Below are 26146 nucleotides of genomic sequence, written 5' to 3'. Positions count from 1 at the left end.
GGCCTCCTTGTTGTCTCCGCAATCAGCGCCGTATGTTTACAGAAGTCACAACAAACTTGTCATGCCGATGACGTGAAAAGGAATATTCAAATGGAATCCCGGTATCTAAGAAGCCCACATGTTCCACTTCAAGAATTGGATCATCCTGTTTACAGCCCAGATGCTGCTGGTCAATATGATCAGATTTGCAGGCTCTGATTTTCCGATGCGTTCCGGCGATTTTGAGCTGCAGCACATTTGTAATATGATTGTAGATCGAATCATGAAGGACATCGTCATTAATGCCCGGTATTAAATGAGTCGGCATATATGTTTTTTCTAATACATAGGGTTCACCTTCTACAATTCGCAGCCGAACGACATAATAAACCGGTGTTTTCTGATCAATAGACAAATGGGCGGCCACTTCCTCAGTGGGAAATTGCACTTCAAACTGAATGACCTTGCTTTGGATTTTTTTATCTTTCAGCAAGTTGGTCAATCCGAGAATCTCATTGCTGACTACATGGACATGGTCATCCTGTATTGCAGATTGAATAATAAACGTGCCATGGCCTCGTTTTCTGAACAGCAGACCCTCGGCAACTAAATTATCCAAGGCTCTCTTCATCGTCATGCGGCTTGAGTTAAATTCTTTTGCAAGAGATACTTCATCAGGAATGGGCTGATCGATCGGATATACGTTATTTTTAATTCTATTTCTCATTTCATTTGCAATAATTTCGTATTTATTCATTGGCATCCTCCGGCAGCTGTTAGAGTCTGATATCACATAAGCTTTTACGGATATCATAAGTTCTTTTCCCTATTTCATCAATGTTGCGGATTTTCGTCATCTCTATTCGTTATGATGATTGCCGGAAGATCTTGACCTTTAGGAAAACCTAGAAACCGCTATGCTCAGCAACCTTTTTGAACCATTTTCCGCTCTTTTTGACGGTTCTTTCTCCGTCTTTCTCAAGATTGACTGATACAAACCCATATCGGTTTTTATAGGCATTTGTCCAAGACCAGTTGTCCATGAACGTCCATAAGTGATAGCCTTTTACGTTTGATCCTTCCTGTATGGCGCGGTGAATCCATTTGAGGTGCTCTTTTATAAATTCAATCCGGTAATCATCTTGAATGATGCCTTGTTCATCCCTGAATCGCTCTTCACCTTCAACCCCCATACCGTTTTCAGAGATAAAACACTCGATGTTGCCGTAGTTTTCTTTTAAATTAATCAAAATATCATAAACGCCTTTTTCATAGATTTCCCAGCCGCGATGCGGATTCATTTTGCGGCCCGGCATGACGTAGGAATCAAAATACCTGTCAGGCAAAAAAGGAGCGTCGGGATTCGGAAGATGTTCTTTCGCTTTCACACGTCTCGGCTGGTAATAATTCACTCCCAACAGGTCAACCGTGTTCTTTTTGATGATGTCAAGATCTTCAGCGTTGTAATCTGGCATAAAGCCTTCATGCTTCAAAATGTCAACCAGCTCTTTGGGAAATTCGCCTTTGACAGATGGGTCTAAAAAAGATCTGTTAAAAAACGCGTCTGCGATTTCCCCGGCTTTTACATCCGCCGGATGGCTGCTTCTCGGGTATGAAGGGGTCAAATTTAAGATGATACCGATTTTTCCGTCCTGCTCCATCTCCCTGTAAGCCTGAATGGCGCGGGCACTTGATAACATCGTATGAAATCCAACTTGGACGGCCTCTTTAAAGTCGACCTTGTTTGGATAATGAAAATCATATAAGTAGCCGCCTTCTACGGGAACGATTGGTTCATTATGCGTGAACCATTTTTTCACCCGGCCGCCAAACAAACGGAAGCACGTTCTCGCATAGTTTTCATACGCGTCAACCGTCTCTCTGTTGACCCAGCCGCCGATTTTTTGAAGCGCCATCGGCATATCGAAATGAAACAAATTGACAAATGGTTCAATTCCGTTAACGATCAACTCATCAATGACATTGTTATAGAAATTTGCGGCTTTATCGTTGATCTCGCCCGTTCCGTTTGGTATTAAACGTGACCAGGAAATCGACATCCGGAACGAGTTGTGGCCAAGCTCCTTCATCAGCCTGATATCTTCTTTATAGTTGTCGTAAAATTGGGATGTGTCTGCGGGTCCGACATGATCAAAAAAACGATGCGGTTCTTTTTCAAACCAATAATCCCATATATTCTGGCCTTTTCCGTCTCTGTCGGCGGCACCCTCCGTTTGTGTTGCTGAAGCGGATGATCCCCACCAAAAATCCTTTGGAAAACGATATTGTTCTGTTTGTGCCAAGTCTCTCTCCCCTTATGTCACATTTTTATGCTGTTATCATTTTGCTGAGCAGCTGTCTCCTGCACAGCCTGTTCTTTTTCTTTTGCCAGATTTAATTTATCCATTGCTTTTAGGAACGGAAACCAGATCACGAAGACAATCAGCAGATTGATAAGCTGCATCACGCCCCCCATGATTGAGTTCGTCGCCATGATACCATTAATGAATAATGGAACCGTCCACGGCACTGTCACACCAGTCGGAGGCGGAACGAGCCCTGCTGACATAGCCAGATAGGTGACGAGCGTAACAACCATCGGTGCCAGCACCCAAGGCACAATAATGATCGGATTCATGACAATCGGAAGCCCGAAGATAATCGGTTCGTTGACGTTAAAAATACCGGGAGCGAGGCCAAGTTTTGATACTTGCTTCATCTGCCTGCTTTTCATGAATATAAGAATGGTAAACACAATCGCAAGCGTCATCCCGGTTCCGCCCATCCCTACTGTATAAATCTCCATAAACGGTTTTGAAATAATATGAGGGATTTCTTTTCCCGCCGTGTAAGCAGAAAGGTTTTCTACCTGCAGTGTATTCCAAATCGGGTCCATCACGGAGTTGATAATGATCTGTCCATGCAGTCCGAAAAACCAAAGAATTTGAATGAAAAACACGGCAATAAGCGTTGGAATGATACCGCTTCCAAGTCCGACAAGCGGAGCCTGAATCGCGTGATAAATGACGTCGTGCATATTTGTTTTAAAAAACAGATTCACCATTACGTTAATCAGCAAAAATACGGTCAATGTGATAAAAGCCGGAATAAGTGCGGCGAATGATTTTGCTACAGCAGGCGGAACGCCGGCTGGCATTTTGATTGTCAGGTTTTTTTGAACGATTCTTCTGTAGATTTCTCCAGAAAGAAATGCCGTAATCATCCCAAGAAACATCCCTTTTGCACCGAGACGATCGACCGGGATAACCCCTGTAATGGCATCTCCTGTTTCTGGCTGAACGATAAATGGCGTTAAGAGCAAAAAGGAAACCAAAGCGATCGCTCCGCCAAATACAGCTTCGACCTGATAGCTTTTTGACAGGTAATAGCCTATCCCGAACACAACAAAGACAGACATAATGCCCATTGTCGCCGTGGAGGCAATGCCGAAATGAGACTGAAACGATGTAAGCATTGAGGCGTTCATGATTTTGTTTAGAAACGGCAAATTCGTTAACACGACAAAAATGGACCCGAATATCGTCAGCGGGAAAGCCAGCATAAATGCATCACGCAGCACTTGCAAATAGCGGTTATTGTTTAACCTCCCTGCAATTGGAACAAGGAATTGGCTGATTTTCTCGAACACCCTATCCACCCCGATTATTTATAGATTCTTGGTTTTAAAGAGATCAAGCATCTCTTTCACTAATTCTTTCATGGATAATGTTGACATCAGATGATCCTCTGCATGCATGAGCAGCAATGAGAAAGCTTGTGCTTCTCCGCCGGATTCCTTCTGTATCATTTGAAAGTGAATGTCATGGGCCGCGGATAAATCCTGCTCAGCCTTGGTAATGAGGGCATCCGCCTCATCCTTGTTCCCTTCTTTGTAGGCGCGCAGTGATTGTATGATGCAGCTGCGGGCATTGCCGCTGTGCAAGATAAGCTGAAAACTGATTTGTTCATCTGTTAAATTCGTGATTTTCACCTGTTCCATTATTGATTCTCCATTAAGGACAATGCCTGCTCATACGCTTTTTTCCCATCTGCCATTCCGTAGGCCATCATGTCAATGACTTCAACCCGAATGTTGTATTGATCCGCCTCTTTTTGGAGCTCGCTTTTCAGAAAGCTCATTTGCGGACCAATCAAAACAGCATCCGCTTTTCTCATGTCTTCTTTTGCTTTATCCTGGCCAACAGCCCAAATCTCCGCTTCCTCACCGATAGACTGTGCGTATTCCTTCATTTTTGTCACCAATAAACTGGTAGACATTCCTGAACTGCACGCGAGTAATATTTTTTTCAACTGCTATCCCCCCTTGTGATTAAAACGCTTACATCGATTATTATAGTCATTTATTTTTAAATGTCTATACTTTTATAAAATAAATATAATCATATACTTGTCCGGTTCATCATTTTGTAAATTTTTCTATGGAAGATTCATTCATAATGTGGTACACTCATCAACGGAAACGAATCAATTAAATAGCTATTATCACTTGTATAACCTCAATAATATGGTTTGAGGGTGTCTACCAGGAACCGTAAAATCCTGATTACAAAATTTGTTTATGACATTTTTTGTAATCAGGATTTTTTTTATTTATCAAAACATTTAAGTAAAGGAGTTTGTTATGAATTTCAAAGTTTTCCTGCTTGCAGCTTCTACGATTGCAGTCGGATTGGTTGAGTTAATTGTGGGGGGAATTCTTCCTCAGATCGCAAATGATTTAGACATTTCCATTGTTTCAGCCGGACAGTTGATCAGTGTGTTTGCGCTGGGATATGCAGTGTCTGGGCCGCTGCTTTTGGCATTGACTGCGAAGATTGAGCGGAAGCGCTTATATCTAATTGCTTTATTTGTTTTCTTCCTTAGCAATCTTGTCGCCTATTTCAGCCCTAATTTCGCAACACTGATGGTATCTAGGGTATTGGCAGCAATGAGTACAGGGCTGATTGTTGTGCTTTCTTTAACAATTGCCCCGAAAATTGTAGCGCCTGAATACAGAGCCCGCGCAATCGGAATTATTTTTATGGGTTTCAGCTCTGCTATCGCATTAGGCGTGCCGCTCGGAATCTTAATCAGCGATTCCTTCGGGTGGCGGATTTTGTTCCTTGGCATCGGCCTGTTGGCGCTGATCTCCATGCTGATTATTTCAATCTTCTTTGAAAGAATACCGGCGGAGAAAATGATTCCTTTCCGGGAACAGCTCAAGACGATCGGTAATCTGAAAATCGCGAGTTCACACCTCGTCACGATGTTTACATTAGCTGGCCACTACACGCTTTACGCTTACTTTGCACCGTTTTTAGAAGAGACTCTTCACCTGAGCTCTTTCTGGGTCAGCATTTGTTATTTCCTTTTCGGGATATCTGCTGTATGCGGAGGCCCTTTCGGAGGAGCGCTATCTGACCGGCTTGGTTCCTTTAAGAGCATTTTGCTGGTGACCGGTTCCTTTGCCATCATTATGTTCTTACTGCCGCTGTCTACATCGTCTATGATTTTCTTTTTGCCTGTCATGGTGATTTGGGGTCTTCTGAGCTGGAGCCTCGCCCCGGCTCAGCAAAGCTATTTAATTGAAATTGCACCTGATTCGTCTGACATTCAGCAAAGCTTTAACACATCGGCCCTCCAAGTCGGAATTGCCCTTGGTTCAGCCATTGGCGGTGTTGTTTTGGATCAGACGGGTACTGTAGTGTCAACAGCATGGTGCGGCGGGTCAATTGTGATCATCGCTGTCCTGTTTGCTTTCATTTCTTTAACAAGACCTGTTCAGACAGCAAAAAAATCCTCCTTGTAAAAGGAGGATTTTTTATGATTTAGCTGAAAGCTCATCTTCGGTGACCCATTTGTGGTTTTTCACTTTTTCGCCGCTTGTTGTCGATGTATAGTCTACCATGTATACAGTTGTTTTTTCCGCGGAGTCGATCTCGGCTGTTGCTCCTTTCATGCCTTTCATATGAGAAGCCTCTAAAATCACCTGATCTCCGGGTTGTAACGTTTTATCTCCAGCATCTTTGATTTCTTCTTGGATCACCCATTTGTGATGATCCACACGCTGTCCCCCATTAGTCGGAGTATAAGAAACAACATACGCCGTTGTATCATAGGCGCCTGTTACCGTAGCTTCGGCACCTTTCATGCCTTTCATATGGGAAGTATTGATGATTACCTGGCTGCCTATTTTGTATTTCGGATTTTTAGATTCCTGTAATCCCTCTGGAACGTCAGCTGATCCGGAATGGTCCATCTCTTCATGTGTTGAGGAGTCTGGATGATTGTCATGTGTGCTTTGTTTCGTACTGTTGTTATTGCCGCATGCTGATAAAACTAAAACAAGAGATAACATCAGAATTCCCAGTGCATTTTTAGAGATTTTCATGTTCATTCTCCTTTGCTTCATTTTTTCCTGTAACTTTTGCCCGCAGACAATGAAAACATGCCCTATCGATAATACTATACCCCCGAACGGTATGTAAATACGCTGATATTCTCATAAAGCATTCCCGCAGTTTGTCCTATTCCCCTTTGTTTGCAAAGCCAAACATGAAAAAAAGCCGCTTTCAGGCGGCAATTACTGATTTAAGATTTTTATATACACACCTTTTTTTGCTTTTTGATAAGCGGCCTCACCCATTTTCCTCACCTTTTCAGAAGCATCTGAGGATTTGATCCATTCGCCATCAAGAAAAATGGATGGATCAATTAGGCGCATTTTCTTCTTTTGATGGAAATCGTACTGGATGTCATCCTCTATTACTTGTATGCCGGGATGAATAGATGTAAGCAAGCTCAGGACTTCTTCATTTTTTGATGCACGCAGGATGTTCAGTACCTCTTGGTCTGTTTTCAGGAGGTCCTCTGCGGATATGACATGATGCCGCAGCGCTGCCTTCAATGCTCGCGCTAAATATTCATATCCATATACATTCACAGGATTCAAAAAGAAATCAATCACTTCCTTGTAGTACACACTGACAAACCATTCGGCGGCTTCAACACTATCCGGAAACATCCTTCCGTTTCTCACAATAAGATGATCCAAAAAGGTTTGCGCTTCATGCAGGCTAATGTGTCCATATCGGTACATATCACGCAGCGTATAGTCTGTCCGATCAGCACACAGCTCCGGCGCGGGCTGTTCGAGCAATGTCCACTTTGAATCGTCAGATAAAAGTTCTTCAGTATGATAGCCGTGTTTTTGTAGAATGTCCGGGATTTCAGAGTGAACAATGACTTGTTGAAAGATGTTTTCATGATAGTCTTCTGCTTGATTTTCAAAGACAACGTCGACCACATGAGAAAAAGCTGTGTGTGATACGTCGTGGAGCAGACCTGCAACCTGTTCTTCTATCGTTCCTCCGAGCTTTTTGATCAGGAGCATTACGCCGATGGAGTGCTCATACCTGGTCACATTCCACTTTCGATTGACTAAAAAGCTTGCTCCGCCTTGATAGATCCCTTTTAATCTTTGCACAGGAGCGCTTTTGATAAGCTCTTCCAGCACTCCATCTATATGGTGATGCCCGTAAATGACATCTCTGATTTCCATGCTGTCACCTCAACATCTATTTTTTTGTTATATATTGTTTATATTGATAATACACATGCAATCTTTCAATAGAGGAGTGTTACGATGATCATCATCCCAAACAATGAGATAGCGAAACATATGTTGACCGATTTTTTTGCCAAGCATTGGGGTACACCCGAGATGGCGATTTCCAGCGGCATTTTTCGGTGTGATGAATTAGATGGATTTGCCGCAGTAAATGAAAGCGGCGAAATCATTGGCTGTATTACATACACAATAGATGGGAAAGATTGTGAAATTATTTCATTTGATAGTATGATTGAAAATAAAGGAATCGGCACAGCTTTACTTCAGCAGGTTGAAGAGACGGCTAAACATGCACATTGTCAACGAATAAAGCTTATCACAACGAATGATAATGTACATGCGATGGCGTTTTATCAAAAGAGAGGCTATCAATTCGCCGAAGTGTTTCCGAACGCAGTTGAAAAAGCGCGCCGACTCAAGCCGGAGATTCCCGAGGTGGCTGAAAACGGCATTTTAATTCGGGATGAAATTCTATTTTCAAAGGTAATTGATTAAACGAATAGGAGTCTTTTATGTCCAGTCATTATAAATACCCTCTCATTTTCACGGCATTCCTATTAATCGCTTTCTGCTTGATCTTTTTTTCCTATCACCTGATTCATCATGTTCGTTTGGAGTATCCGAATTGGCAGGGAGAAAGCAAAGACCAGAATTGGGAAGCTGTTTTCAAAAAAAAATGAAGATGCACCGAATGAATACAGCGGCAAACTTTATTGGATCGGTGATACAATTGAAATAGACAACACTTATTTGGAATCACTGATTGTAAAAAAGGATGATGAAATTCTGCTGAGTTCTGACACGGAAATCCCGATGCATGATTATGCTGGAGGCACTTTTTCTGATGGAAGCGCAAAAGAAAAGTCCGTTTCTTTTTTAGAGCGGTTAGATGAACATGAGCTTGAAGGCCATGATATTACGATTGAAGTGAAATGGAAACAAGGTAATCATTATTCTGCGAGCCAGCTTACGCTCAATGAAAAGACCTTGTTTGAAGAAAAGCAGCAATAGATGATCAAAACGAAAAATAGACAAATGAAAAGGTGTAACATATTTTATACAGCTCATATGTTATGCCTTTTTCCTTCATTTTCGCCAAAAAGTGGAGCAGTCTGCCTTATCCCGAATATTAAACTCAATCATGTTCTCAAGTAGCGTGTAATCAACTGGACCGTTCCAAGGGATACGTATCAGCTGCTCGGTGTAGTCATATCCTGCCTTCACAATATCATCCTCTACGTGCGCTATCGTTACTTTTTCAGGAGCGACAGCTAAATGCTTTTTAGAAACACTAAAGCCAATAATAAATGTACCGTGATCTGTAAACATCGGCTGGTTCCATTTTATTTCTGTATGTAAATTTGGATATTTATTTTTTATCCAAGTTAACACCTCTTCCGTTCTTTCTCGGTGGAACTGGTCATCAATCCCCGCTAAATACTCAGAAAAAACGTCCATGTTGTTCCCTCCTAAAATAAAATGATGCCACTCCATATGAACTGCTCAGACATGTGCTTACACAATACCTCTTTCCAACATAATACTTAAAATTGTTCAAGATGTAAGCGGGTTGCTTGTATGCGACTATAGCAGATTTCAGTCCGCCTATCCACGGCCAGTATCTATTCCTCCAATTTATTTCTTTAGTACTATCACTCTTTCCTTCTAAAACTTCTCATAAAAGAATAACCATTATTTAAGGGTGCCAGTTCATTATTCTTGTAAATCCAATCTTTAAAATCCATTAATACTAGCTTAACAGTTTAAAAATATAATTGGGTTGTCATTGAGATTCATCTACATTTAGGAGGTTATCCAGTTGAAAAAATTCCCGAAGAAATTACTGCCTATCGCGGTTTTATCATCAATTGCGTTCAGCAGCTTAGCCAGCGGCAGTGTGCCTGAAGCCAGCGCCCAGGAAAAGAAAAAGGGGAACCACGACGAAATTAAGAATGTTATTGTTCTGATTGGTGATGGTATGGGTGTGTCTTATACGTCTGCTTATCGATACTTAAAGGATAATAAAAAGACAAAAGTTGTGGAGCCTACGGCTTTTGATCAGTATCTTGTCGGCCAGCAAACAACTTACCCCGATGATCCTGAACAAAATGTAACGGATTCTGCAGCGGCGGCAACGGCTATGTCTGCGGGAATTAAAACATACAATAATGCCATAGCGGTTGATAACGACGGGTCAGAAGCCAAAACGGTGCTTGAAGCTGCGAAAGAAAAAGGAAAAGCAACAGGACTTGTGGCCACTTCAGAAATTACACACGCCACTCCGGCCTCTTTCGGTTCACACGACCACAGCCGAAAAAATATGAACTCAATTGCGAATGATTATTTTGATGAGATGGTCAACGGCAAGCACAAAATTGATGTCCTTCTAGGCGGAGGAAAGAGCAATTTTGACCGTAAGGACCGTAATTTGATCAAGGAATTCAAAAAAGCGGGGTACAGCTATGTGGATAACCGCAAGGACATGCTGAAAAACAAAGACAGCCAAGTTCTCGGCCTATTCGCTGACGGCGGCCTGCCTAAAAAGATTGACCGGACGAAGGATATTCCATCACTTAAAGATATGACAAACACAGCCATTAAAAAATTAAACAAGGATAAAGACGGATTCTTCCTCATGGTGGAAGGCAGCCAAATTGACTGGGCGGGCCATGACAATGATATCGTCGGCGCCATGAGCGAGATGGAAGACTTCGAACAAGCTTATAAGGCGGCTATTGATTTCGCTAAAAAAGACAAGCACACATTGGTTGTCGCAACGGCTGACCACTCAACCGGCGGATATTCCATCGGTGCGGACGGCATCTACAATTGGTTCAGTGAACCCATTAAAGCCGCAAAACGCACACCTGACTTTATGGCAGAAAAGATCGCTGACGGCGCGGATGTTGAAAAAACGTTGAAAACATATATCGATCAAAAGAAATTGTCTTTAACAAAAGCCGAAATTCAATCTGTTGAAGAAGCGGCAAAATCGAAGGAAGTGCTGGATATCGATAACGCAATCGAGAACATCTTTAATAAACGCTCTCACACTGGATGGACAACAGGCGGACATACCGGTGAAGATGTTCCCGTCTATGCATACGGTCCATCTAGTGAGACATTTGCCGGCCAAATCGACAATACAGAAATCGCCAAAAATGTCTTCAAGGCTTTACAATACAACATTAAGATTAACGATAAGTAAAAGAATACAAGGTGTCCCGTTGCTTGTATGAAGTAACGGGATCTCTTTTTAATGGAGGAATCATCATGAGAAGAATTCTTTCAATTTTCGTTTTTGCTATCATGCTTGCGGGCTGCTCATCAAACGCCAGTACTGAAAAACAGCATGCAGGCGGGGAGAAAACAGTAAAAGCTGAGCTGCAAAGCACTTCATCCCAGAAGGACAGCACAGATAATTATCAGCCTAATTCCCAGGTAACTGATGACCGGTCATTGCTTAAGGTCGGCCAAACGTTTTCAGATGATAAAGGAAAAGCTGTCTTAAAAGATATCAAACAGGTGAACAAAACCTATAAGATTGGCGACGTGGAGTTAACAGTAAAAGAAATGAAGCTGATCCACTTGCGCCCGGACTACAGCATGATTGACTACTTTCATGAGTTAACACACGATGAAGAGTTTGATTTCGTTAAGGTTTTCGTTGATATCAAGAACACCTCTTCAAAAAAAGTAAATGTTGCGCCGATTGCATTGATGAAAACAAATACGGGCGAAACCTTTGATTGGAACAAAGATATTTATCTTGAAGAGTTAAACGGTGAATTGGAAGGCGGGGCCGAAAAGTCCGGAAATCTCGGCTTTATTGTGAACGCATCAAGCGGCCATGCTCATGATAAGGCCGCGGATGCTGAGAAGAAAACAAAAGAGATTAAGTGGATCGAAATCACGACAAGTGACGTCTTTGACCATAACCATAAGAAAATCAGTGATGCTCAAAAAATCAAAATCAAGTTTTAAATGAAGAACTCCCCGTACAAGGTACGGGAGTTCTTTTTCTTATTTGTTTTTTTGGCGAATCAACTCATCAATCCGCTCCATCACTTCTTCCATGTCCATACATTCCTTGAAGCTTTGATTGATTTTTTTAATGCCTGCCGTATACTGATCGTTGCGCAAAACCTCATCTACGGCCTGTTTTAATATTTGGGCATTGACTTCATCTTTAGAGATGACATAGCCTGCACGGAGTTCAGAGAGACGCTGCGCCACCATCGGCTGATCCTTGTCATGAGGCATGACAACCAGTGGCACGCTGAAATGAATGCCTTCGTTTACGCTGTTCATTCCGCCGTGTGTAATGAAAACATCCGATTGCTCCAGCACTTCCAGCTGAGGGACATACGGAGCAATGATAAAGTTTTCCGGCGCCTGCTTTAATTTGGTCAGGTCCGCTTTTTCTCCGGCAGCGATGACGACTTTTCCGTTAAAGCCTGAAAATGCATCAATACAAAGGTTGAAGAAATCCTCTGTATGATCCAGTACAGTCCCCATTGAAATATAAATGACCTTCTCATCTTTTAGCTGTTCAATCGGGAAATCTGTTTTTTCCGCTCTCTTTGGAAAGCTCGGCCCGATAAATAGACATTCATCCCCGAAACGATCACTTTCTGGCTGAAAATAACGGCTTGTATACACTACGTTTAATTCCCCTTTATTGTTCATGAATTGAACCAGGTTTTTCGGGGCAACACCGTACGTTTCTTTCATTTTTGCCAAAAGGTCTTCGCACTCTTGATCCAATTCAAGCGGCGCTCCAGACTCCGGATGCAGCGGCAGGATTTTCAGGTGCTCCTCGCCAAACAAGAAAGACGCCGATGAAGAGACTCCTGGAATATCTAAGTAATCCCTTACCAATTCCCCCGCGCCGAATTTATCATAATAAACAAAATCAAATTGAATGCTCTTAGATAAGTCTTTGACAATCTGTAAAATGTCCAATGACGTTTTGATATGGATTTTCAAGAAATCAAGAATGCCATTGGGCGAACCGACATGAATAGGTGTCGTTCGCAGCAGATCCCGGTGAAGATGGACCGTTGCTCCCGCTGCTTCTAATCGTTTTTTATATTTTTCAGTGGATATATAATGGACATCATATCCCTTATCGGAAAACGCTTTTGTAATGCCTAAGGTAGGATTCACATGGCCTTCCGCAGGAAAATTCAAAATCAATACTGTCTTCATGTAGACAACTCCCTCTCAAATTCTGACTCTTTGTTTGATCAGACTACTACTAATCGTAAAATGGGAACACAACCCATGCAAGGTACAAATGAATGAACTATTCTGCTGCTCTGGACTTAATCAAAAAAAGACACCCAAACTCTGGTGTCTTTTTTTACACTTTTCTGATCGTAAAAAATTTCCGCAGAAGCCATGGGCCCGGTGTAAAGCCCAGCGTTAACTGCCAAGCGCCAATAGCCTGCAATCTGTATTCGCGGACGATCTGCATCTTCCGGCTCATGCTTCTGACATCCTCAAACCATACCTCATGCGTCCGCCCCTGCTGATCACTGTACCGGAAAAACGGTGATTGATATTCTTCTGAATATTGTATCGGGGCTTGGTACCTCATCGCTCTTTCGATTGCGTTTTGATTTGAAATCGCTGAAGCAACTGTGCCCGGCTGGTACGGGATGATCCAGTCGTACCCGTAGAGCGGGACTCCGATAATGATTTTTCTGCTCGGCACCTGCGCAATCGTAAACTCAATGGTTCTCCTTATTTCAGTAATCGGCGCTACAGGACCCGGCTCACTTCCGGCATGATGCCAATCATAAGCCATGATAAACATATAATTAACAACCGCTCCTATTCCTCCGTAATCATAGCCTCTCAGCCAGGGGATATTATCGCTTGTTTTTGCCGGAACAGCTATCGTCAGCACATATCCTCCCGCCTGAAGGCGATCTCTCAGCTGACGCAAAAAACCAGTGAAAAGGTCACGATCCTCGGCGCTCACCTGTTCAAAATCGATTGTCACACCGCCATATCCCCTTGTGGAAACTAAGTCATAAATATTGTTGACCAGATTGGTTCTCGCTGTCGGGTTGTTCAGGACTTGGTGAACGAGTTCTGTACTGAATCCTGTTGATGTAAGGTTTGTTATAGTCGCAAGCGGCGTGACTCGTCTTTGCCAAGTTGTCTCGATAGCGGCCGCATCATTCAATTGGTTTGCAATGTCGCCGTTCGGTGCAATATGGTATTCGAAAATTGAAATCGAAGACGAGTATGGCGCATAATCATTGATTAATTCCCGATCGAGGTCAGGATTTCGGAGCACGTAAAAACTCAATGTCCCCGCAATGTAATTTGAGATCGAAGGAATCGTTATTTTTGCTCCCGCTTGTAAAGCATTTGGGCTGATGCCCGGATTGGCGGCTCGCAGTCGCTCTAATGGCACAAACGCTTTGGCTGCAATGGCGGTAAGCGTATCTCCCGGCTGGACTGTATATACATAAAGAGGGATAAGCAGAGCCTGCCCCGGCACGATATTCGTTTCATCTAAACCATTCACACCCCGTATTTGATCAACAGAAGCACCGTATCTTCTGCCTATCGAAAACAAAGAATCACCAGGCCCGACGATATGGATAAACATGTTTAACCCCCATTATTCGTTAGTCAAACCATCATAAAATCTTATTAACGGGGCCTCTTAGATATGTGGTGAATACATAAAAAAATACCAAGGGTTCTGCTCCCCCTTGGTACCGGATCATAGAAATCAATTCTCTTTACCTTCTTCAAGCACATGCTTCAAATGCTCACAGTCATGATTGAAATGAGCCAGCACATGCTGTTTGGCTGCTTCTTTGTTTTTCTTTTTCACTTCTTCAAATATCCTGCGGTGCTCACGCAGTATCGTTTCTGCACGGTGGTCGCCGGTATAATTAAGGATTCTGCAAAAATGAATCAGATCATTTACATGCTCAAGCAAATTTTTCAAATGTCTGTTATGGCTGAAATCAACCAGCAGCTCATGAAATTTTTGGTTTAAACGAATGATTTCCGTATCTTCCGTGCCGTTGTGAATGGCTTTCTCTGTTTCTTCAAGCTGTTTTTCGAGTGTGGTCAGCTCTTCTTCGTCCGCTTCGTCTATGACTAATTCGACTGCCAGCTGCTCCAGCGGAATTCTGATTTTATAAATCTCATCTACATCTTTTGCCGTTAATGACGTGATCGAAAATCCATTTCGGTCATCCGCTTTTAACAACCCGTCTTTCTCAAGCAGCCGCATGGCTTCCCTTATCGGAGAGCGGCTGACGCCAAAGCTTTTCGCCAGCTGTGTTTCGTTTATCCGTTCCCCAGGCTTAAAAGTCCCGTTGAAGATCATTTTTTTTAGCTGGTTATAAAATTGCAGGTAGTAGGGAGTCGGCTTATCTAATTTAAAATCGTCCATATATAATACCTCTTTTGAATATATTCAAGGGCTTTTCTTCATCAAAATCATATAACAGATGGTAATGGGAAGCAACAAACTGCCTTGTCAGATCTCAGAATTTGAGGTACGATATGTTTGCTGAACGACGGTCGACGGACTACTGGCAACTGAAAAAACGGCGTGTTTTTCTTCGTCAATAGGACACCATACCTCCGCCAGAATAGCGCACGATTACATTTTTACATCTTTTCAATGGAGGAAAAAATATGCTCATTATTCTTGTTATGTTTCTTCTAGGAATTATTTTAGGCTTTATTGGCGCCGGTGGAGCCGGCTTTGTCATTGCCCTTTTAACGCTTCTTTTCCATATCCCGATTCATACGGCTTTAGGCACTTCACTTGCCGGCATGGCTTTTACAAGCTTATCAGGGGCATACAGCCACTATCGCGAGGGCAACATTCAAATGAAAATCGGCTTAATAGTCGGAGGCTTTGCTGCGGTTGGCTCATTTTTCGGCGCCAAGCTGACATCTTTTATTCCGGCTGATTTGCTTCATTATTTGACGGCTGGAATGTTATTTTTATCAGCAATTCTCATTTTAATCAGATTATTTATTTTAAAAGAGAAGGCTCAAGTGAATCAAAGCACTCTTTCAACGTATACGAGAGCGGTCATCTTAGGAATTGCAGCCGGCGTTCTTTCCGGCACATTCGGCATCGGGTCGGCACCTTTTATTCAAATCGGTTTAATGATTATGCTGAATCTGTCCATTCGCCATTCTGTCGGAACGACAATGCTTGTGATCATCCCTTTGGCTGTAGGTGGAGGCATCGGATATATCACAGAAGGTTTTGTTGATTACGTTTTGCTTGTCAAAGTTCTGGTCGGGACAATGTGCGGTGCCTATGTAGGCGCGAAATTCACCAACCTCATGCCAAAGGTGGTTTTGAAATCAGCCATCTTTTTGACTCCGGCGATTGCAGGCCTGCTGTTGTTACTCTAAATAAAACAAAGAACCTGACGTCATGTCAGGTTTTTTTATGAATTCTGCCCTACTCGTTCTTTCGTTAATCCAAAAAACGCCAGTGAGCCGATGACAGCTGTTACAAACATGATGGCTCCCATCGGAACGGCTGTTGTCTCATTAATGCCTACAAGCGGTGACACGATTGAACCGAGGAGCAGCGGGAGCATCCCAAGCAGCGCACTTGCACTTCCGGCGCGGTGCCCCTGCTTTTCCATGGCCAAGGTAAACGTGCTGGTCAGAACCATGCCGATCGTAATCATGTAAATGAAAATGGCTATGACTAATGTAGCAAGCGGGCCGTGAATCATGGTCATGGTTAATAGCACAGCCGTCGCAATCATAGCCGTAATGACCGCTATACGGAGCAGGCTTTTTTCATGAATGATTCCGCCAAAGCGTCCGATGATAAAGCTGCCCGATATAATCGCCAGCCCGTTAATGCCAAAAAGAATACTAAATACCTGCGGAGACACCCCGTAGATGTCCTGGTATACAAAAGGCGTACCAGACACATATGCAAAGCTTCCCCCGTGAATAAATCCGACAGTTAACGCGTACCCCATAAAGGACCGGTCCTTCAACAGGCTGCCCATCGTTTTGACGGATGTTCCGATTGAGCTCGGAATCCGTTTTTCCGGCGGAAGCGTTTCTTTTAACCTCAATGCAATCAGAAGAACGAGTAAAAATCCGATGATCATGAGGACGTGAAAAATTGTATGCCACGTTGCGAACGGCAAAAGCAAAATGGCACCGCCTGTCATAGGCGCAACCATTGGCGCCACCGCGGTAATGACCATTAACAGCGAGAAAAATTTAGAAAGCTCTCTTCCGGTAAACACATCGCGGACGATTGCGCGAGACAGCACAAGCCCTGCAGAAGCAGTGAAGCCCTGTAAAAAACGCGCAGCCACTAAAGTTGTTATATTGGGCGACAGTGCACAAAACAGAGAAGATAACGCAAATAAAAAAATACAGATTAATAGCGGTTTTCGTCTTCCCTGCGCATCGCTGACCGGCCCGACAATCAGCTGGCCGATCGTAAGCCCGACCAGACAGGCTGTTAAACTTAACTGAACAAGTGAAGCACTTGCTGATAAATCTTCCGCGATTTCAGGAAAACTTGGCAAATACATATCTATATTAAGCGGGCCCAATATAGCAAGCATGCCGAGCAGAAACGCTAGTGCCAAGCGTTCTTTTCCAGTTGGATTGTGCAGCATGTTATCAAACCTTCCCTTCAACCTAGTCCCTTATATAATGGATGTCAGCTCCAATAATGGATTGAAGCTGTGAAACATTTGTATATTGTATCATAACTTTCAGCCTGTGAAAGCCGTTTGAGCACGGGCTCGGCAAAGTGATATTCCGCTGGGAGGTTTTTCGAAGATGCAAATGGCTTGCAAGATGAAATCAATCGTTGTATATTAATTGACGTGTCAATCATTGATATATCAATTAATAGTTTTGACAGGAAAGAAGGGATGGGTTTTGGCGTCATTTTGTTCAGAGGAAGCCGAGATTTTATATCAGCTGCAAGGCGTGAACAAGGTGATTGGCGTGAAGTTCGAGGCATGCACGGGCATCAGCCAATCTCGTTTGGAATTGCTGACATTGCTTTATCATGCAGATGAGATCAGTCAAAGCGACCTTCAAAAGAAAGTAAATATCGATAGCGCAGCCGTTACCAGACACCTGAAACAGCTGGAAGCCAAAGGCATGGTATCAAGGCGGCGCAAGCCTGAGGACAACCGCATCACCCTTGTTCGGTTAACAGACCAAGGAAGAGAGCGAATCGAGTCTTCTAAGAAGGAAAAGGAGCGTTTCATGAAGGAAATGCTCGCAAATGTAAGCGCAGAAGAACGCCGCCTGCTCATTGATGTGCTGGCGCGCATGCGAAACAATATAAATAATATCGAAGCTTAAGAGGAGTGTATCAACTTGATCAAAACAAACGATTTTATGGAAATTATGAAAGGCCGCCGTTCGATTCGCAACTATGATCCGGCAGTAAAAATCAGCAAAGAAGAAATGACAGAGATCTTAGAGGAAGCAACAACCGCGCCATCTTCTGTTAACGCGCAGCCATGGCGTTTTCTTGTCATTGACAGCCCGGAAGGAAAAGAAAAGCTCGCACCGCTTGCAAGCTTTAACCAAACACAGGTCACAACATCATCTGCTGTCATCGCTGTATTTGCAGACATGAACAATGCAGACTACTTAGAAGAAATCTATTCAAAAGCCGTGGAACTTGGTTACATGCCGCAGGAGGTTAAAGACAGACAAATCGCCGCGCTGACCGCACATTTTGAAAAGCTTCCGGCACAGGTCAACCGTGAAACGATCCTGATTGACGGAGGTCTCGTTTCCATGCAGCTGATGCTGACTGCACGCGCGCATGGCTACGATACAAACCCGATCGGCGGATACGATAAAGAAAACATCGCGGAAACCTTCGGATTAGATAAAGAACGTTATGTACCGGTTATGCTACTTTCTATCGGAAAAGCAGCAGACGAAGGCTATGCTTCCTACCGTCTGCCGATTGATACAATTGCAGAATGGAAATAAAACAAAGAGCCCGGGAATGTTTTCCGGGCTCTTTGTTTTTAAGTACAGCCGCCGTTTGATCGTCTGACCTTTTTTGGGTAACACGTCTGAAGTTAGTTGTTTAGTCATGAAAAAAGAGTGATGACCATTCATCACTCTTCTCTCGATTACTCTTTTCCTTTCTTCCTGCCGAACGGCCACCAGTTTCCTTCTCCAAAGGTCGCAATGATTGCCGGGATGAAGAGCGGAAGTATGACAAGGCCGTAAAGCAAGAGCCCGATGATGATAACACTTGCCACCTGCATCAGTGTATTGACACCTGAAGGCATCATCGCCGCGAACGTACCGGCCAATATAATGGCAGCTGTAATAATGACAGATCCCATTTTGCTCATTGACCTGACGACACCTTGCTCAATGCCAAGGTGCACCTCTTCCTTAAATCGATCCAGCAAGAAGATCGAATAATCTACCCCTAACGCGATCAAGATGACAAAGCTGAAGAATGGCACTGCCCAGCTGACACCCGCGTTTCCTAAGCCGTTTACAAAAATTAATTCTGTTATGGATATCGACGTATAGTACGTCAGCAGCAATGACGCGATCATATAAATCGGCATGATCATTGAGCGGAACAAAATGGTTAACACGATAAACAGGCCTATAATCATAATCACCATTGTTCTGGAGAAGTCCGTTGTGGACAGCTCTTTTAAGTCCGCATTCATACTCGTGACCCCGCCGTATACGATCTGTGCATCCTCCAAAGGAGTGCCGTCAACTTCGTTTGCGACAGCTTTTTTGATTTGGTTTATTGTCGCAATAGCTTGTTCTGAGTACGGATTTGAATCCAGAACGACACTTAATTGAACACCTTTGCCGTCTGCAAAGGAATACTCGTCAATTGACTTCTTAAAGTCTTTGTCCTTCATTACTTGATCAGGAATGAATATGCCTGTATCTCTTACAGTTGGACTTTTGCTCATGTCCTCTAACATATCACTGGAAGCTGTAATACCGTCAGAGACTTTCGTCAGGCCCTGATTTGCGCTCCTCACGCCTTCGGACAGCTTCTTCAGGCTTTCTGTCAGCGTTCCGGCTTGTGCCTGCTGGCCTGAGAGCTGCTGGTTCGCTTGTTCAAGACCGGTTTGAATCTGGCCAAGCTGTCCGCTGATTGCCGTAAGCTGCTGCACGGTCTGTGCGGTATTGCCGGTTTGGGAAATCTGTTTGCTCACGAGCTGCAGCTGCTGATTGATTTTGCCCAAGCCATCTGCCGCATCGCCCAGTGAACCGCCAGACCCTCCATTTGAGGCCGAGCCGGTTTGCCCTGCCATTTGATTCAGTCCGTTTTCTATATCCGTTAATCCGCTTTGGACATCGGCAATCCCTTTTACCGTCTTATCCAGCCCGTCTGAAACCGATCCTAGCTGGTTATCAATATATAAATCTTTGATTTTTTCACCAGTCGGCTGCGTAATGGTCATCACAGAGTCAACATGATCAACTTTCTCGATCGCTTTGCTGATATTTCCTAGATAAGGAATTGTATCAGCTGTTGTGAGATCTTTGTCTCCTTTTATGACAACATTGATCGGGAACGCTTTTCCTTCCCCGAATCCATCCTTAATGGCCTCGAGAGCTTTTATAGATTTATAATCGCTGCTGATTTCCGCAGTTGAGTCGAATGAAATCTGGTCATCATAGGTCAAGATGAACGGAAGCGTAATCACCACCGTGATGACAATGAACAGAAACGGACGCGCAACGGAGTGTCTGCCGAGAAACGCCCATAGTTTGTTATCACTGTGTGACAGCACTTTCTTAGAAGGCCAGAATAATTTTTCACCCAGCGTCACCATAAATAATGGCAGCAGTGTGTAGAGGATGATCATTAAAATTCCCACACCGACTGCTACCCCTACTGCGGATTGGAAAATCGCAAACTTCGCAAATCCTAAGGCGGAAAATCCGATTAATACCGCAAATCCGCTGATAAATAAGGTTTTTCCCCCTGTGCGGTAAGCGATAAGCGCCGCTTCTTTTTTATCATGCCCGTTTGCCAATTCTTCACGGAATCGTGTAAGAAGCAGTATGCAGTAATCTGTTCCAATACCGAACAAGATCGCGACTAAGAAGGTTTGCGTAAACGTCGAGATAGGAAAATCAACATTGTATACAAGGATGCCCAGTATGGATTGACTGATCAGATAAGAAAAACCGACAACCACAATCGGGATAAAAGGCGTCACAACAGATCGGAACACGATCAACAGTAAACCGATGATCAGGCAGACTGTAATCACTTCCGTTTTCTTAAGCCCTTCCTCTGAGCTGTGAGCGAAATCCTGGTTGATAAGGGAAGCTCCCGTAATATATGCCGTCAAATCATCAGGAACGATTTGATAAATCTCGTCCGCAATTTTTTCCGCCTTTTTATCAGAACCTGTAATCGTGACAGGCACGAGAACGGTTTTCTTGTCTTTCGACATCAACTGGTCTTTGACTTCTTTTTCCGCTGACAGAGGAGATGTTACCTCTTCTACACCGTCGATCTTTTTGATTTTATCGATCATTATCCGAAGCTGATTCTCTGTTTCTTTCTTTAGAGCATGGTCTAATGTAAAGACGACACTGATCGAATTATTGTCTTCTCCCGCTTGTTTTAAAATGGCGTTTGCCCTTTCTGAAACCGCATCAGCGGGAAGCTGGGCCTGCCCCTTTTGATTGGCCAGCTCCGTTAAGTTCGGAGAAAACAAACTCAAAACGACGGTTAGTGCTAATACTATGGCTGCAATTGCCCACTTGAATTTGATGATTGCTCTCATTCGGCAGAATCTCCTCCTTTAAATTTGCTTTTTAAAATGGTGAATATCTCGATGATGGAATGTAAGTGTTCCTCATCTATATCATCGATCAGCGGTTTGAGCGCGTTAAAGATGGCAGAATCTAATTCTTCTAGTATGTGTTCACCACTGGGTGTAATGTTAATAAGCTTAGAGCGCCTATCATTTTTTGCCGGACAGTCGTCCCATTGAACCAATCCCTTTTCGAGCAGCTTTTTCAGTCTGTTAGAGATCGCGCTCTTATGTACATTTTGGTACATGGCCAGGCTGCCGGGAGAGGTTGGGCCCTTGACTTTTAAAATTTTCAACAGGTCTGCCTGTTCCCTTGAGATATGCTTGAAGACATCCTGATTGATTTCACGATGCACAAATTCTGTCCCTCCAAGCAGGACTTCCACGAACAGGTTTATCGCCTGACATAGCTTTTGTTCATTCAATATCTTCCCCTCCTCATTATAGTTTACCCCGCTAAACTTTATGTTCAATGTCAATTAGTTTATTCCCCTAAACTATATATGTCAACAAATTTTATTCACGAGCACTCTTCATAAGAACGCACGTTCGTGTATAATAGAAGCTATACACACGAAGGGGGAAATTTAACATGTCGGATTTTTCATTAAAATTGTATGAATATAATGTCTGGGCCAATCAACAAATATTCAACCGATTAAAAGAGCTTCCAAAAGAGGTATACCATCAAGAAATTCAAAGTGTGTTTCCGTCGATATCCCATGTATTGTCTCATGTTTACCTTTCTGATCTCGGCTGGATTGAAGTGTTTTCCGGCAAAACGATGAGCGATGCTTTGGCGTTAGCTGAACAGCTAAAAGAACAGACAGAGGCTAAAGAAATAGAGGAAATGGAAGACCTTTTTCTGAGATTATCCGAGCGCTATACACTATTTTTACAGCAAAAAGAACAGCTCAATAAGCCACTCCAGATTCAAAATCCCTCAGGCGGAATCATGAAAACAACTGTTTCCGAACTGATTCCCCACGTTGTCAATCACGGAACATACCATCGCGGCAATATCACAGCAATGCTGCGGCAGGCAGGATACGCATCCGCACCGACAGATTATGGGCTTTACCTGTTTATGAAAAAAAATGAAAAAGCATAAAAAAGCGGCTCCCTAAATGGAGCCGCTTTTTTCGGGAAATAGTCCAAATCACATTAAAATTCTTTTCATCAATCCTTTTTTAGTAAAAAAGATAGAAATTTTAGTGTTATAATAATCATTAAAAATAGATTGCTGACTCAATAATCAATTTTTAATGGAGGAACACATAAAGTGACAGACGACATGACGAAAGACAATATAAATCAGCAAACGTTGCAGAGAGGCTTGAAAAACAGGCATATCCAGCTCATCGCCATCGGCGGAGCCATTGGGACAGGCTTATTTCTCGGCTCAGGCAAATCGATTCATTTTGCTGGACCTTCGATTTTATTTGCTTATATGATCACAGGGATCATTTGCTTTTTAATTATGAGATCGCTGGGTGAACTGCTGTTATCAAACTTGAACTATCACTCTTTTGTGGATTTTGTACAAGACTACCTGGGCGATATGGCAGCATTTATCACCGGCTGGACATATTGGTTCTGCTGGATTTCCATTGCGATGGCTGATCTGACAGCAGTCGGGCTCTACACTCAATATTGGCTCCCTGGTGTGCCGCAATGGGTGCCCGGCTTAATCGCTCTTATTATTTTACTGATTATGAACCTGGCGACAGTCAAGCTTTTTGGAGAATTAGAATTTTGGTTTGCTTTGATTAAAGTCATTGCCATTTTGGCGTTAATCGTCATTGGCCTTGTGATGATTTTCAAAGGCTTTTCCACAAGCTCAGGAGTGTCCAGCTTCACAAATCTCTGGAGCCACGGAGGCCTGTTCCCGAATGGCATGCACGGGTTTATCCTCTCGTTCCAGATGGTTGTGTTTGCTTTTGTCGGCATTGAGCTTGTCGGGCTTACAGCCGGTGAAACAGAAAACCCTGAAAAAGTAATCCCTAAGGCGATCAACAATATTCCTGTCCGTGTGCTGCTTTTTTATATCGGGGCTCTTCTCGTGATTATGAGCATCTACCCTTGGGATGTCATCAATCCCAGCGAAAGCCCATTCGTACAAGTATTTGTTGCTGTTGGCATCGTCGGGGCTGCAAGTATCATCAACTTTGTTGTGTTGACATCCGCTGCTTCAGCATGCAACAGCGCTGTATTCAGTACAAGCCGTATGGTCTATTCCCTGGCGAAAGATCACAATGCGCCTGAGTCAATGGCGAAACTGACTCAGCGTAAAGTGCCTAGAAATGCTTTATTCTTTTCAGCTATCGTGATTTTAATCGGTGTTACGTTAAACTACATCATGCCGGAAGGCGTATTCACCCTGATCACAAGTATTTCAACCGTATGCTTTATCTATATTTGGGGGATTACGGTCATCTGCCATATGAAATACCGCAAAACAAGACCTGAATTAGCGAAAACAAACAAGTTTAAGCTTCCGCTTTATCCGTTTACAAATTATCTGATTCTTGCGTTCCTGGCGTTTGTTCTGGTTGTGCTGGCACTGGCACAGGATACTCGTGTTTCCTTATTTGTCACACCGGTTTGGTTTATTTTGCTGATTGTGATTTATAAAGTGAGAAAAGCGAAGCATCAATAAGACTCGAAACTCCTGCCTCAAAAATGAGAGCAGGAGTTTTTTTGATGAAAATGACCTTTGCTTTTGAATTTGAAGGTGTGCTATAGTGTTTGTAATCAAAACAAGAAGGGATGATGGGTGGACAATGATTAACTAATCTTATTTTTACCGTTTGAAATCAATATTTCAAATCAAAAAATAGGATTAGTCTGCCCATTTTCTATATATACGACCTGCTATTTATAAAAAATAGCTTATTTGATCATGCACAGGCACGGCTAATCCTTCCAACACATTTTGGGAGGATTTTTTTATTCTCCCTTTAAAGCGAGGGATATGGATGAAAGAGATCGTAACATTAACAAACGTTAGCTATGAAGTAAAGGATCTGACTGTTTTTAAACATGTAAATGCCAGTGTTCAGCAAGGAGATATCATTGGGATTATCGGAAAAAACGGCGCTGGGAAATCTACGCTGCTGCACCTCATTCACAATGACTTAGCCCCTGCACAGGGTCAAATCCTTCGGAAGGATATAAAACTGGCTTTGGTTGAACAGGAAACCGCGGCGTATTCCTTTGCGGATCAGACACCTGCCGAAAAGAAGTTACTAGAGAAATGGCATGTGCCTCTTCGTGATTTTCATCAGTTAAGCGGCGGTGAAAAACTGAAAGCGCGGCTGGCGAAAGGACTATCAGAGGATGCAGATCTGCTGCTGTTAGATGAACCGACAAACCACCTTGATGAAAAAAGCATGCAATTTCTCATTCACCAGCTGAAACATTATAGCGGCACTGTGATTCTCGTTTCTCACGATCGATATTTTTTAGACGAAGCCGCAACAAAAATATGGTCGCTTGAGGATCAGACGCTGATTGAATTCAAAGGGAATTACTCCGGGTATATGAAGTTCCGGGAGAAGAAAAGACTCACCCAGCAGCGTGAATATGAAAAGCAGCAAAAAATGGTTGAACGGATTGAAGCACAAATGAATGAGCTCGCTTCTTGGTCGGAAAAAGCCCATGCTCAATCGACGAAAAAGGAAGGGTTTAAAGAATATCACCGGGTAAAAGCGAAGCGTACGGATGCCCAGATAAAATCCAAGCAGAAGAGGCTTGAAAAAGAGCTTGAAAAAGCAAAGGCGGAACCCGTTACCCCAGAATATACAGTCCGCTTTTCAATCGATACAACCCACAAAACAGGGAAACGTTTTTTAGAAGTTCAAAATGTAACAAAAGCGTTTGGAGAAAGGACTCTCTTTAAAAACGCAAACTTTACGATTCAACATGGCGAAAAGGTTGCCATCTTAGGCCCCAATGGCAGCGGAAAAACGACATTACTGAATATCATTCTTGGACAGGAAACAGCAGAAGGAAGCGTATGGGTGTCGCCGTCCGCAAACATCGGCTATTTAACGCAGGAGGTGTTTGATTTGCCTTTAGAACAAACACCGGAAGAGTTATTTGAGAATGAAACATTCAAAGCAAGAGGGCACGTTCAAAATCTGATGAGGCACTTAGGTTTTACAGCTGCCCAATGGACTGAACCGATCAAGCATATGAGTATGGGTGAGCGTGTAAAGATCAAACTGATGGCCTATATTCTGGAGGAAAAAGACGTGCTGATTTTAGATGAGCCGACAAACCATCTCGACCTGCCGTCACGCGAACAACTGGAAGAAACACTGTCACAATACAGCGGCACATTGCTGGCGGTTTCACATGACCGATACTTTCTCGAAAAAACAACAAACAGTAAACTCATCATCTCGAACAATGGCATCAAAAAGCAGTTAAACGACGCTCCTTCAGAAAGAAATGAGCGGGAGGAGCTTCGGTTAAAGCTTGAGACAGAAAGACAAGAAGTGCTGGGAAAGCTCAGTTTTATGATGCCAAATGATAAAGGGTATAAGGAGCTTGATCAGGCTTTCAATGAGCTTACGAAACGAATAAAAGAGCTGGATCATCAAGACAAAAAAGACTGAGGGAGAAAGTTCAAGCGGCATTGAAAAGGACAACAGCTGTTGTCCTTTTTCTTTATATGTTCAAGCCTTCCAAT

The 26146-nt window shown here is 43.1% G+C and carries 23 protein-coding genes, 2 pseudogenes and 1 riboswitch; of the genes and pseudogenes, 11 read left to right on the top strand and 14 right to left on the bottom strand.

What is annotated here, in order from left to right; all coding sequences use genetic code 11:
• Positions 1 to 22: 22 nt before the first annotated feature.
• The 5 genes from gmuR to NYE56_RS02835 form a co-directional block, all read right to left on the bottom strand.
• On the bottom strand, positions 23 to 736 hold the full coding sequence (gene gmuR, locus NYE56_RS02855) for a transcriptional regulator GmuR (protein WP_015715336.1): 714 nt from the start codon (positions 734 to 736) through the stop codon (positions 23 to 25).
• Positions 737 to 884: 148 nt separating this feature from the next.
• Positions 885 to 2282, bottom strand: coding sequence for a 6-phospho-beta-glucosidase GmuD (gene gmuD / locus NYE56_RS02850; protein WP_341283432.1), 1398 nt, complete (start codon positions 2280 to 2282; stop codon positions 885 to 887).
• A 17-nt stretch (positions 2283 to 2299) separates the two neighbouring features.
• A complete protein-coding gene (gene celB, locus NYE56_RS02845) occupies positions 2300 to 3628 on the bottom strand; it encodes a PTS cellobiose transporter subunit IIC (protein WP_341283431.1) in 1329 nt (442 codons plus the stop codon).
• An 18-nt stretch (positions 3629 to 3646) separates the two neighbouring features.
• Positions 3647 to 3979 carry a PTS lactose/cellobiose transporter subunit IIA gene (locus NYE56_RS02840; RefSeq protein ID WP_341283430.1) on the bottom strand — a complete coding sequence of 111 codons (333 nt, stop codon included), beginning with the start codon at positions 3977 to 3979 and terminating at the stop codon, positions 3647 to 3649.
• Positions 3979 to 4290, bottom strand: a complete 312-nt coding sequence (locus NYE56_RS02835; protein WP_014112863.1) for a PTS sugar transporter subunit IIB — start codon at positions 4288 to 4290, stop codon at positions 3979 to 3981. Before NYE56_RS02835 ends, NYE56_RS02840 begins: the two co-directional genes overlap by 1 nt.
• A 176-nt stretch (positions 4291 to 4466) precedes the next feature.
• Positions 4467 to 4566: riboswitch (purine riboswitch) on the top strand.
• Positions 4567 to 4621: 55 nt separating this feature from the next.
• Here NYE56_RS02835 and pbuE point away from each other — a divergent pair.
• Entirely contained in the window at positions 4622 to 5788 is a 1167-nt protein-coding gene (pbuE, locus tag NYE56_RS02830; protein ID WP_003234105.1) for a purine transporter PbuE, read from the top strand.
• Between the two features lie 12 nt (positions 5789 to 5800).
• Here the strand turns inward: pbuE and NYE56_RS02825 are convergent.
• Both NYE56_RS02825 and NYE56_RS02820 read right to left on the bottom strand, forming a co-directional pair.
• Positions 5801 to 6420: pseudogene (locus tag NYE56_RS02825) on the bottom strand (YdhK family protein).
• Positions 6421 to 6562: 142 nt separating this feature from the next.
• Entirely contained in the window at positions 6563 to 7540 is a 978-nt protein-coding gene (locus NYE56_RS02820; protein ID WP_341283429.1) for an HD domain-containing protein, read from the bottom strand.
• An 84-nt stretch (positions 7541 to 7624) separates the two neighbouring features.
• Between NYE56_RS02820 and NYE56_RS02815 the strand changes: the two genes are divergently transcribed.
• Both NYE56_RS02815 and NYE56_RS02810 read left to right on the top strand, forming a co-directional pair.
• Positions 7625 to 8104 carry a GNAT family N-acetyltransferase gene (locus NYE56_RS02815; RefSeq protein WP_341283428.1) on the top strand — a complete coding sequence of 160 codons (480 nt, stop codon included), beginning with the start codon at positions 7625 to 7627 and terminating at the stop codon, positions 8102 to 8104.
• Between the two features lie 17 nt (positions 8105 to 8121).
• A pseudogene (locus tag NYE56_RS02810) lies at positions 8122 to 8620 on the top strand (YdhH/YoaO family protein).
• A 75-nt stretch (positions 8621 to 8695) separates the two neighbouring features.
• Here the strand turns inward: NYE56_RS02810 and fra are convergent.
• Complete coding sequence (gene fra, locus NYE56_RS02805) at positions 8696 to 9067, bottom strand: iron chaperone frataxin (protein WP_341283427.1); 372 nt, start codon at positions 9065 to 9067, stop codon at positions 8696 to 8698.
• A gap of 361 nt (positions 9068 to 9428) precedes the next feature.
• Between fra and phoB the strand changes: the two genes are divergently transcribed.
• Together phoB and NYE56_RS02795 are read left to right on the top strand one after the other, a co-directional pair.
• Positions 9429 to 10817 (top strand): alkaline phosphatase PhoB, encoded by a 1389-nt coding sequence (phoB, locus tag NYE56_RS02800; protein ID WP_326210452.1) that lies wholly within the window; start codon positions 9429 to 9431, stop codon positions 10815 to 10817.
• A gap of 65 nt (positions 10818 to 10882) precedes the next feature.
• Positions 10883 to 11593, top strand: coding sequence for a membrane lipoprotein lipid attachment site-containing protein (locus NYE56_RS02795; protein ID WP_125121440.1), 711 nt, complete (start codon positions 10883 to 10885; stop codon positions 11591 to 11593).
• A 39-nt stretch (positions 11594 to 11632) separates the two neighbouring features.
• Here the strand turns inward: NYE56_RS02795 and NYE56_RS02790 are convergent, their stop codons facing one another.
• The 3 genes from NYE56_RS02790 to NYE56_RS02780 all read right to left on the bottom strand — a co-directional run bounded on the left by NYE56_RS02790 (position 11633) and on the right by NYE56_RS02780 (position 15038).
• Positions 11633 to 12820, bottom strand: coding sequence for a glycosyltransferase (locus NYE56_RS02790; protein WP_326210456.1), 1188 nt, complete (start codon positions 12818 to 12820; stop codon positions 11633 to 11635).
• Between the two features lie 154 nt (positions 12821 to 12974).
• Positions 12975 to 14237, bottom strand: a complete 1263-nt coding sequence (locus NYE56_RS02785) for a glycoside hydrolase family 18 protein (RefSeq protein ID WP_268554692.1) — start codon at positions 14235 to 14237, stop codon at positions 12975 to 12977.
• Positions 14238 to 14363: 126 nt separating this feature from the next.
• Positions 14364 to 15038 (bottom strand): GntR family transcriptional regulator, encoded by a 675-nt coding sequence (locus tag NYE56_RS02780; RefSeq protein ID WP_326210458.1) that lies wholly within the window; start codon positions 15036 to 15038, stop codon positions 14364 to 14366.
• Between the two features lie 248 nt (positions 15039 to 15286).
• Here NYE56_RS02780 and NYE56_RS02775 point away from each other — a divergent pair, with 248 nt between their 5' ends.
• Positions 15287 to 16024 carry a sulfite exporter TauE/SafE family protein gene (locus NYE56_RS02775; RefSeq protein ID WP_251187160.1) on the top strand — a complete coding sequence of 246 codons (738 nt, stop codon included), beginning with the start codon at positions 15287 to 15289 and terminating at the stop codon, positions 16022 to 16024.
• A 35-nt stretch (positions 16025 to 16059) separates the two neighbouring features.
• On the opposite strand, the gene NYE56_RS02770 is transcribed toward NYE56_RS02775, so the two are convergent.
• Entirely contained in the window at positions 16060 to 17268 is a 1209-nt protein-coding gene (locus NYE56_RS02770; RefSeq protein ID WP_046160107.1) for an MFS transporter, read from the bottom strand.
• A 208-nt stretch (positions 17269 to 17476) separates the two neighbouring features.
• Here NYE56_RS02770 and NYE56_RS02765 point away from each other — a divergent pair, with 208 nt between their 5' ends.
• Positions 17477 to 17971, top strand: coding sequence for a MarR family transcriptional regulator (locus NYE56_RS02765; RefSeq protein ID WP_015252703.1), 495 nt, complete (start codon positions 17477 to 17479; stop codon positions 17969 to 17971).
• Between the two features lie 15 nt (positions 17972 to 17986).
• The gene (locus tag NYE56_RS02760) at positions 17987 to 18616 is read left to right on the top strand and encodes a nitroreductase family protein (protein WP_003234135.1); all 630 of its coding nucleotides are present in this window, start codon (positions 17987 to 17989) and stop codon (positions 18614 to 18616) included.
• Between the two features lie 146 nt (positions 18617 to 18762).
• On the opposite strand, the gene NYE56_RS02755 is transcribed toward NYE56_RS02760, so the two are convergent.
• Together NYE56_RS02755 and NYE56_RS02750 are read right to left on the bottom strand one after the other, a co-directional pair.
• Complete coding sequence (locus NYE56_RS02755; protein ID WP_341283426.1) at positions 18763 to 21420, bottom strand: MMPL family transporter; 2658 nt, start codon at positions 21418 to 21420, stop codon at positions 18763 to 18765.
• Positions 21417 to 21875, bottom strand: a complete 459-nt coding sequence (locus NYE56_RS02750) for a MarR family transcriptional regulator (protein ID WP_133954677.1) — start codon at positions 21873 to 21875, stop codon at positions 21417 to 21419. The genes NYE56_RS02755 and NYE56_RS02750 overlap by 4 nt, the downstream gene beginning before the upstream one ends.
• Before the next feature lie 167 nt (positions 21876 to 22042).
• On the opposite strand from NYE56_RS02750, the gene dinB reads away from it, so the two are divergent.
• The 3 genes from dinB (at position 22043) to vmlR (ending at position 26072) form a co-directional block, all read left to right on the top strand.
• On the top strand, positions 22043 to 22561 hold the full coding sequence (gene dinB, locus NYE56_RS02745; protein WP_133954678.1) for a damage-inducible protein DinB: 519 nt from the start codon (positions 22043 to 22045) through the stop codon (positions 22559 to 22561).
• Positions 22562 to 22732: 171 nt separating this feature from the next.
• Positions 22733 to 24109, top strand: coding sequence for an amino acid permease (locus NYE56_RS02740; RefSeq protein ID WP_014475969.1), 1377 nt, complete (start codon positions 22733 to 22735; stop codon positions 24107 to 24109).
• A 319-nt stretch (positions 24110 to 24428) separates the two neighbouring features.
• Entirely contained in the window at positions 24429 to 26072 is a 1644-nt protein-coding gene (gene vmlR, locus NYE56_RS02735; RefSeq protein ID WP_341283425.1) for an ABC-F type ribosomal protection protein VmlR, read from the top strand.
• Positions 26073 to 26146: the final 74 nt, after the last annotated feature.

It is taken from the genome of Bacillus sp. FSL R5-0603 (assembly GCF_038050295.1).
Lineage (GTDB): Bacteria > Bacillota > Bacilli > Bacillales > Bacillaceae > Bacillus > Bacillus subtilis.
This window is presented reverse-complemented; position numbering and strand designations above follow the sequence as displayed.

Excerpts from the sequence above, each read along its gene's own strand:
- NYE56_RS02790 (WP_326210456.1), bottom strand. The coding sequence starts at position 12,820 with ATGAAGACAGTATTGATTTTGAATTTTCCTGCGGAAGGCCATGTGAAT.
- NYE56_RS02815 (WP_341283428.1), top strand. The coding sequence starts at position 7,625 with ATGATCATCATCCCAAACAATGAGATAGCGAAACATATGTTGACCGAT.
- fra (WP_341283427.1), bottom strand. The coding sequence starts at position 9,067 with ATGGACGTTTTTTCTGAGTATTTAGCGGGGATTGATGACCAGTTCCAC.
- gmuR (WP_015715336.1), bottom strand. The coding sequence starts at position 736 with ATGAATAAATACGAAATTATTGCAAATGAAATGAGAAATAGAATTAAA.
- NYE56_RS02785 (WP_268554692.1), bottom strand. The coding sequence starts at position 14,237 with ATGTTTATCCATATCGTCGGGCCTGGTGATTCTTTGTTTTCGATAGGC.
- dinB (WP_133954678.1), top strand. The coding sequence starts at position 22,043 with ATGTCGGATTTTTCATTAAAATTGTATGAATATAATGTCTGGGCCAAT.
- NYE56_RS02840 (WP_341283430.1), bottom strand. The coding sequence starts at position 3,979 with ATGGAACAGGTGAAAATCACGAATTTAACAGATGAACAAATCAGTTTT.
- NYE56_RS02755 (WP_341283426.1), bottom strand. The coding sequence starts at position 21,420 with ATGAGAGCAATCATCAAATTCAAGTGGGCAATTGCAGCCATAGTATTA.
- pbuE (WP_003234105.1), top strand. The coding sequence starts at position 4,622 with ATGAATTTCAAAGTTTTCCTGCTTGCAGCTTCTACGATTGCAGTCGGA.
- NYE56_RS02770 (WP_046160107.1), bottom strand. The coding sequence starts at position 17,268 with ATGCTGCACAATCCAACTGGAAAAGAACGCTTGGCACTAGCGTTTCTG.
- NYE56_RS02795 (WP_125121440.1), top strand. The coding sequence starts at position 10,883 with ATGAGAAGAATTCTTTCAATTTTCGTTTTTGCTATCATGCTTGCGGGC.
- NYE56_RS02780 (WP_326210458.1), bottom strand. The coding sequence starts at position 15,038 with ATGGACGATTTTAAATTAGATAAGCCGACTCCCTACTACCTGCAATTT.
- NYE56_RS02820 (WP_341283429.1), bottom strand. The coding sequence starts at position 7,540 with ATGGAAATCAGAGATGTCATTTACGGGCATCACCATATAGATGGAGTG.
- vmlR (WP_341283425.1), top strand. The coding sequence starts at position 24,429 with ATGAAAGAGATCGTAACATTAACAAACGTTAGCTATGAAGTAAAGGAT.
- NYE56_RS02775 (WP_251187160.1), top strand. The coding sequence starts at position 15,287 with ATGCTCATTATTCTTGTTATGTTTCTTCTAGGAATTATTTTAGGCTTT.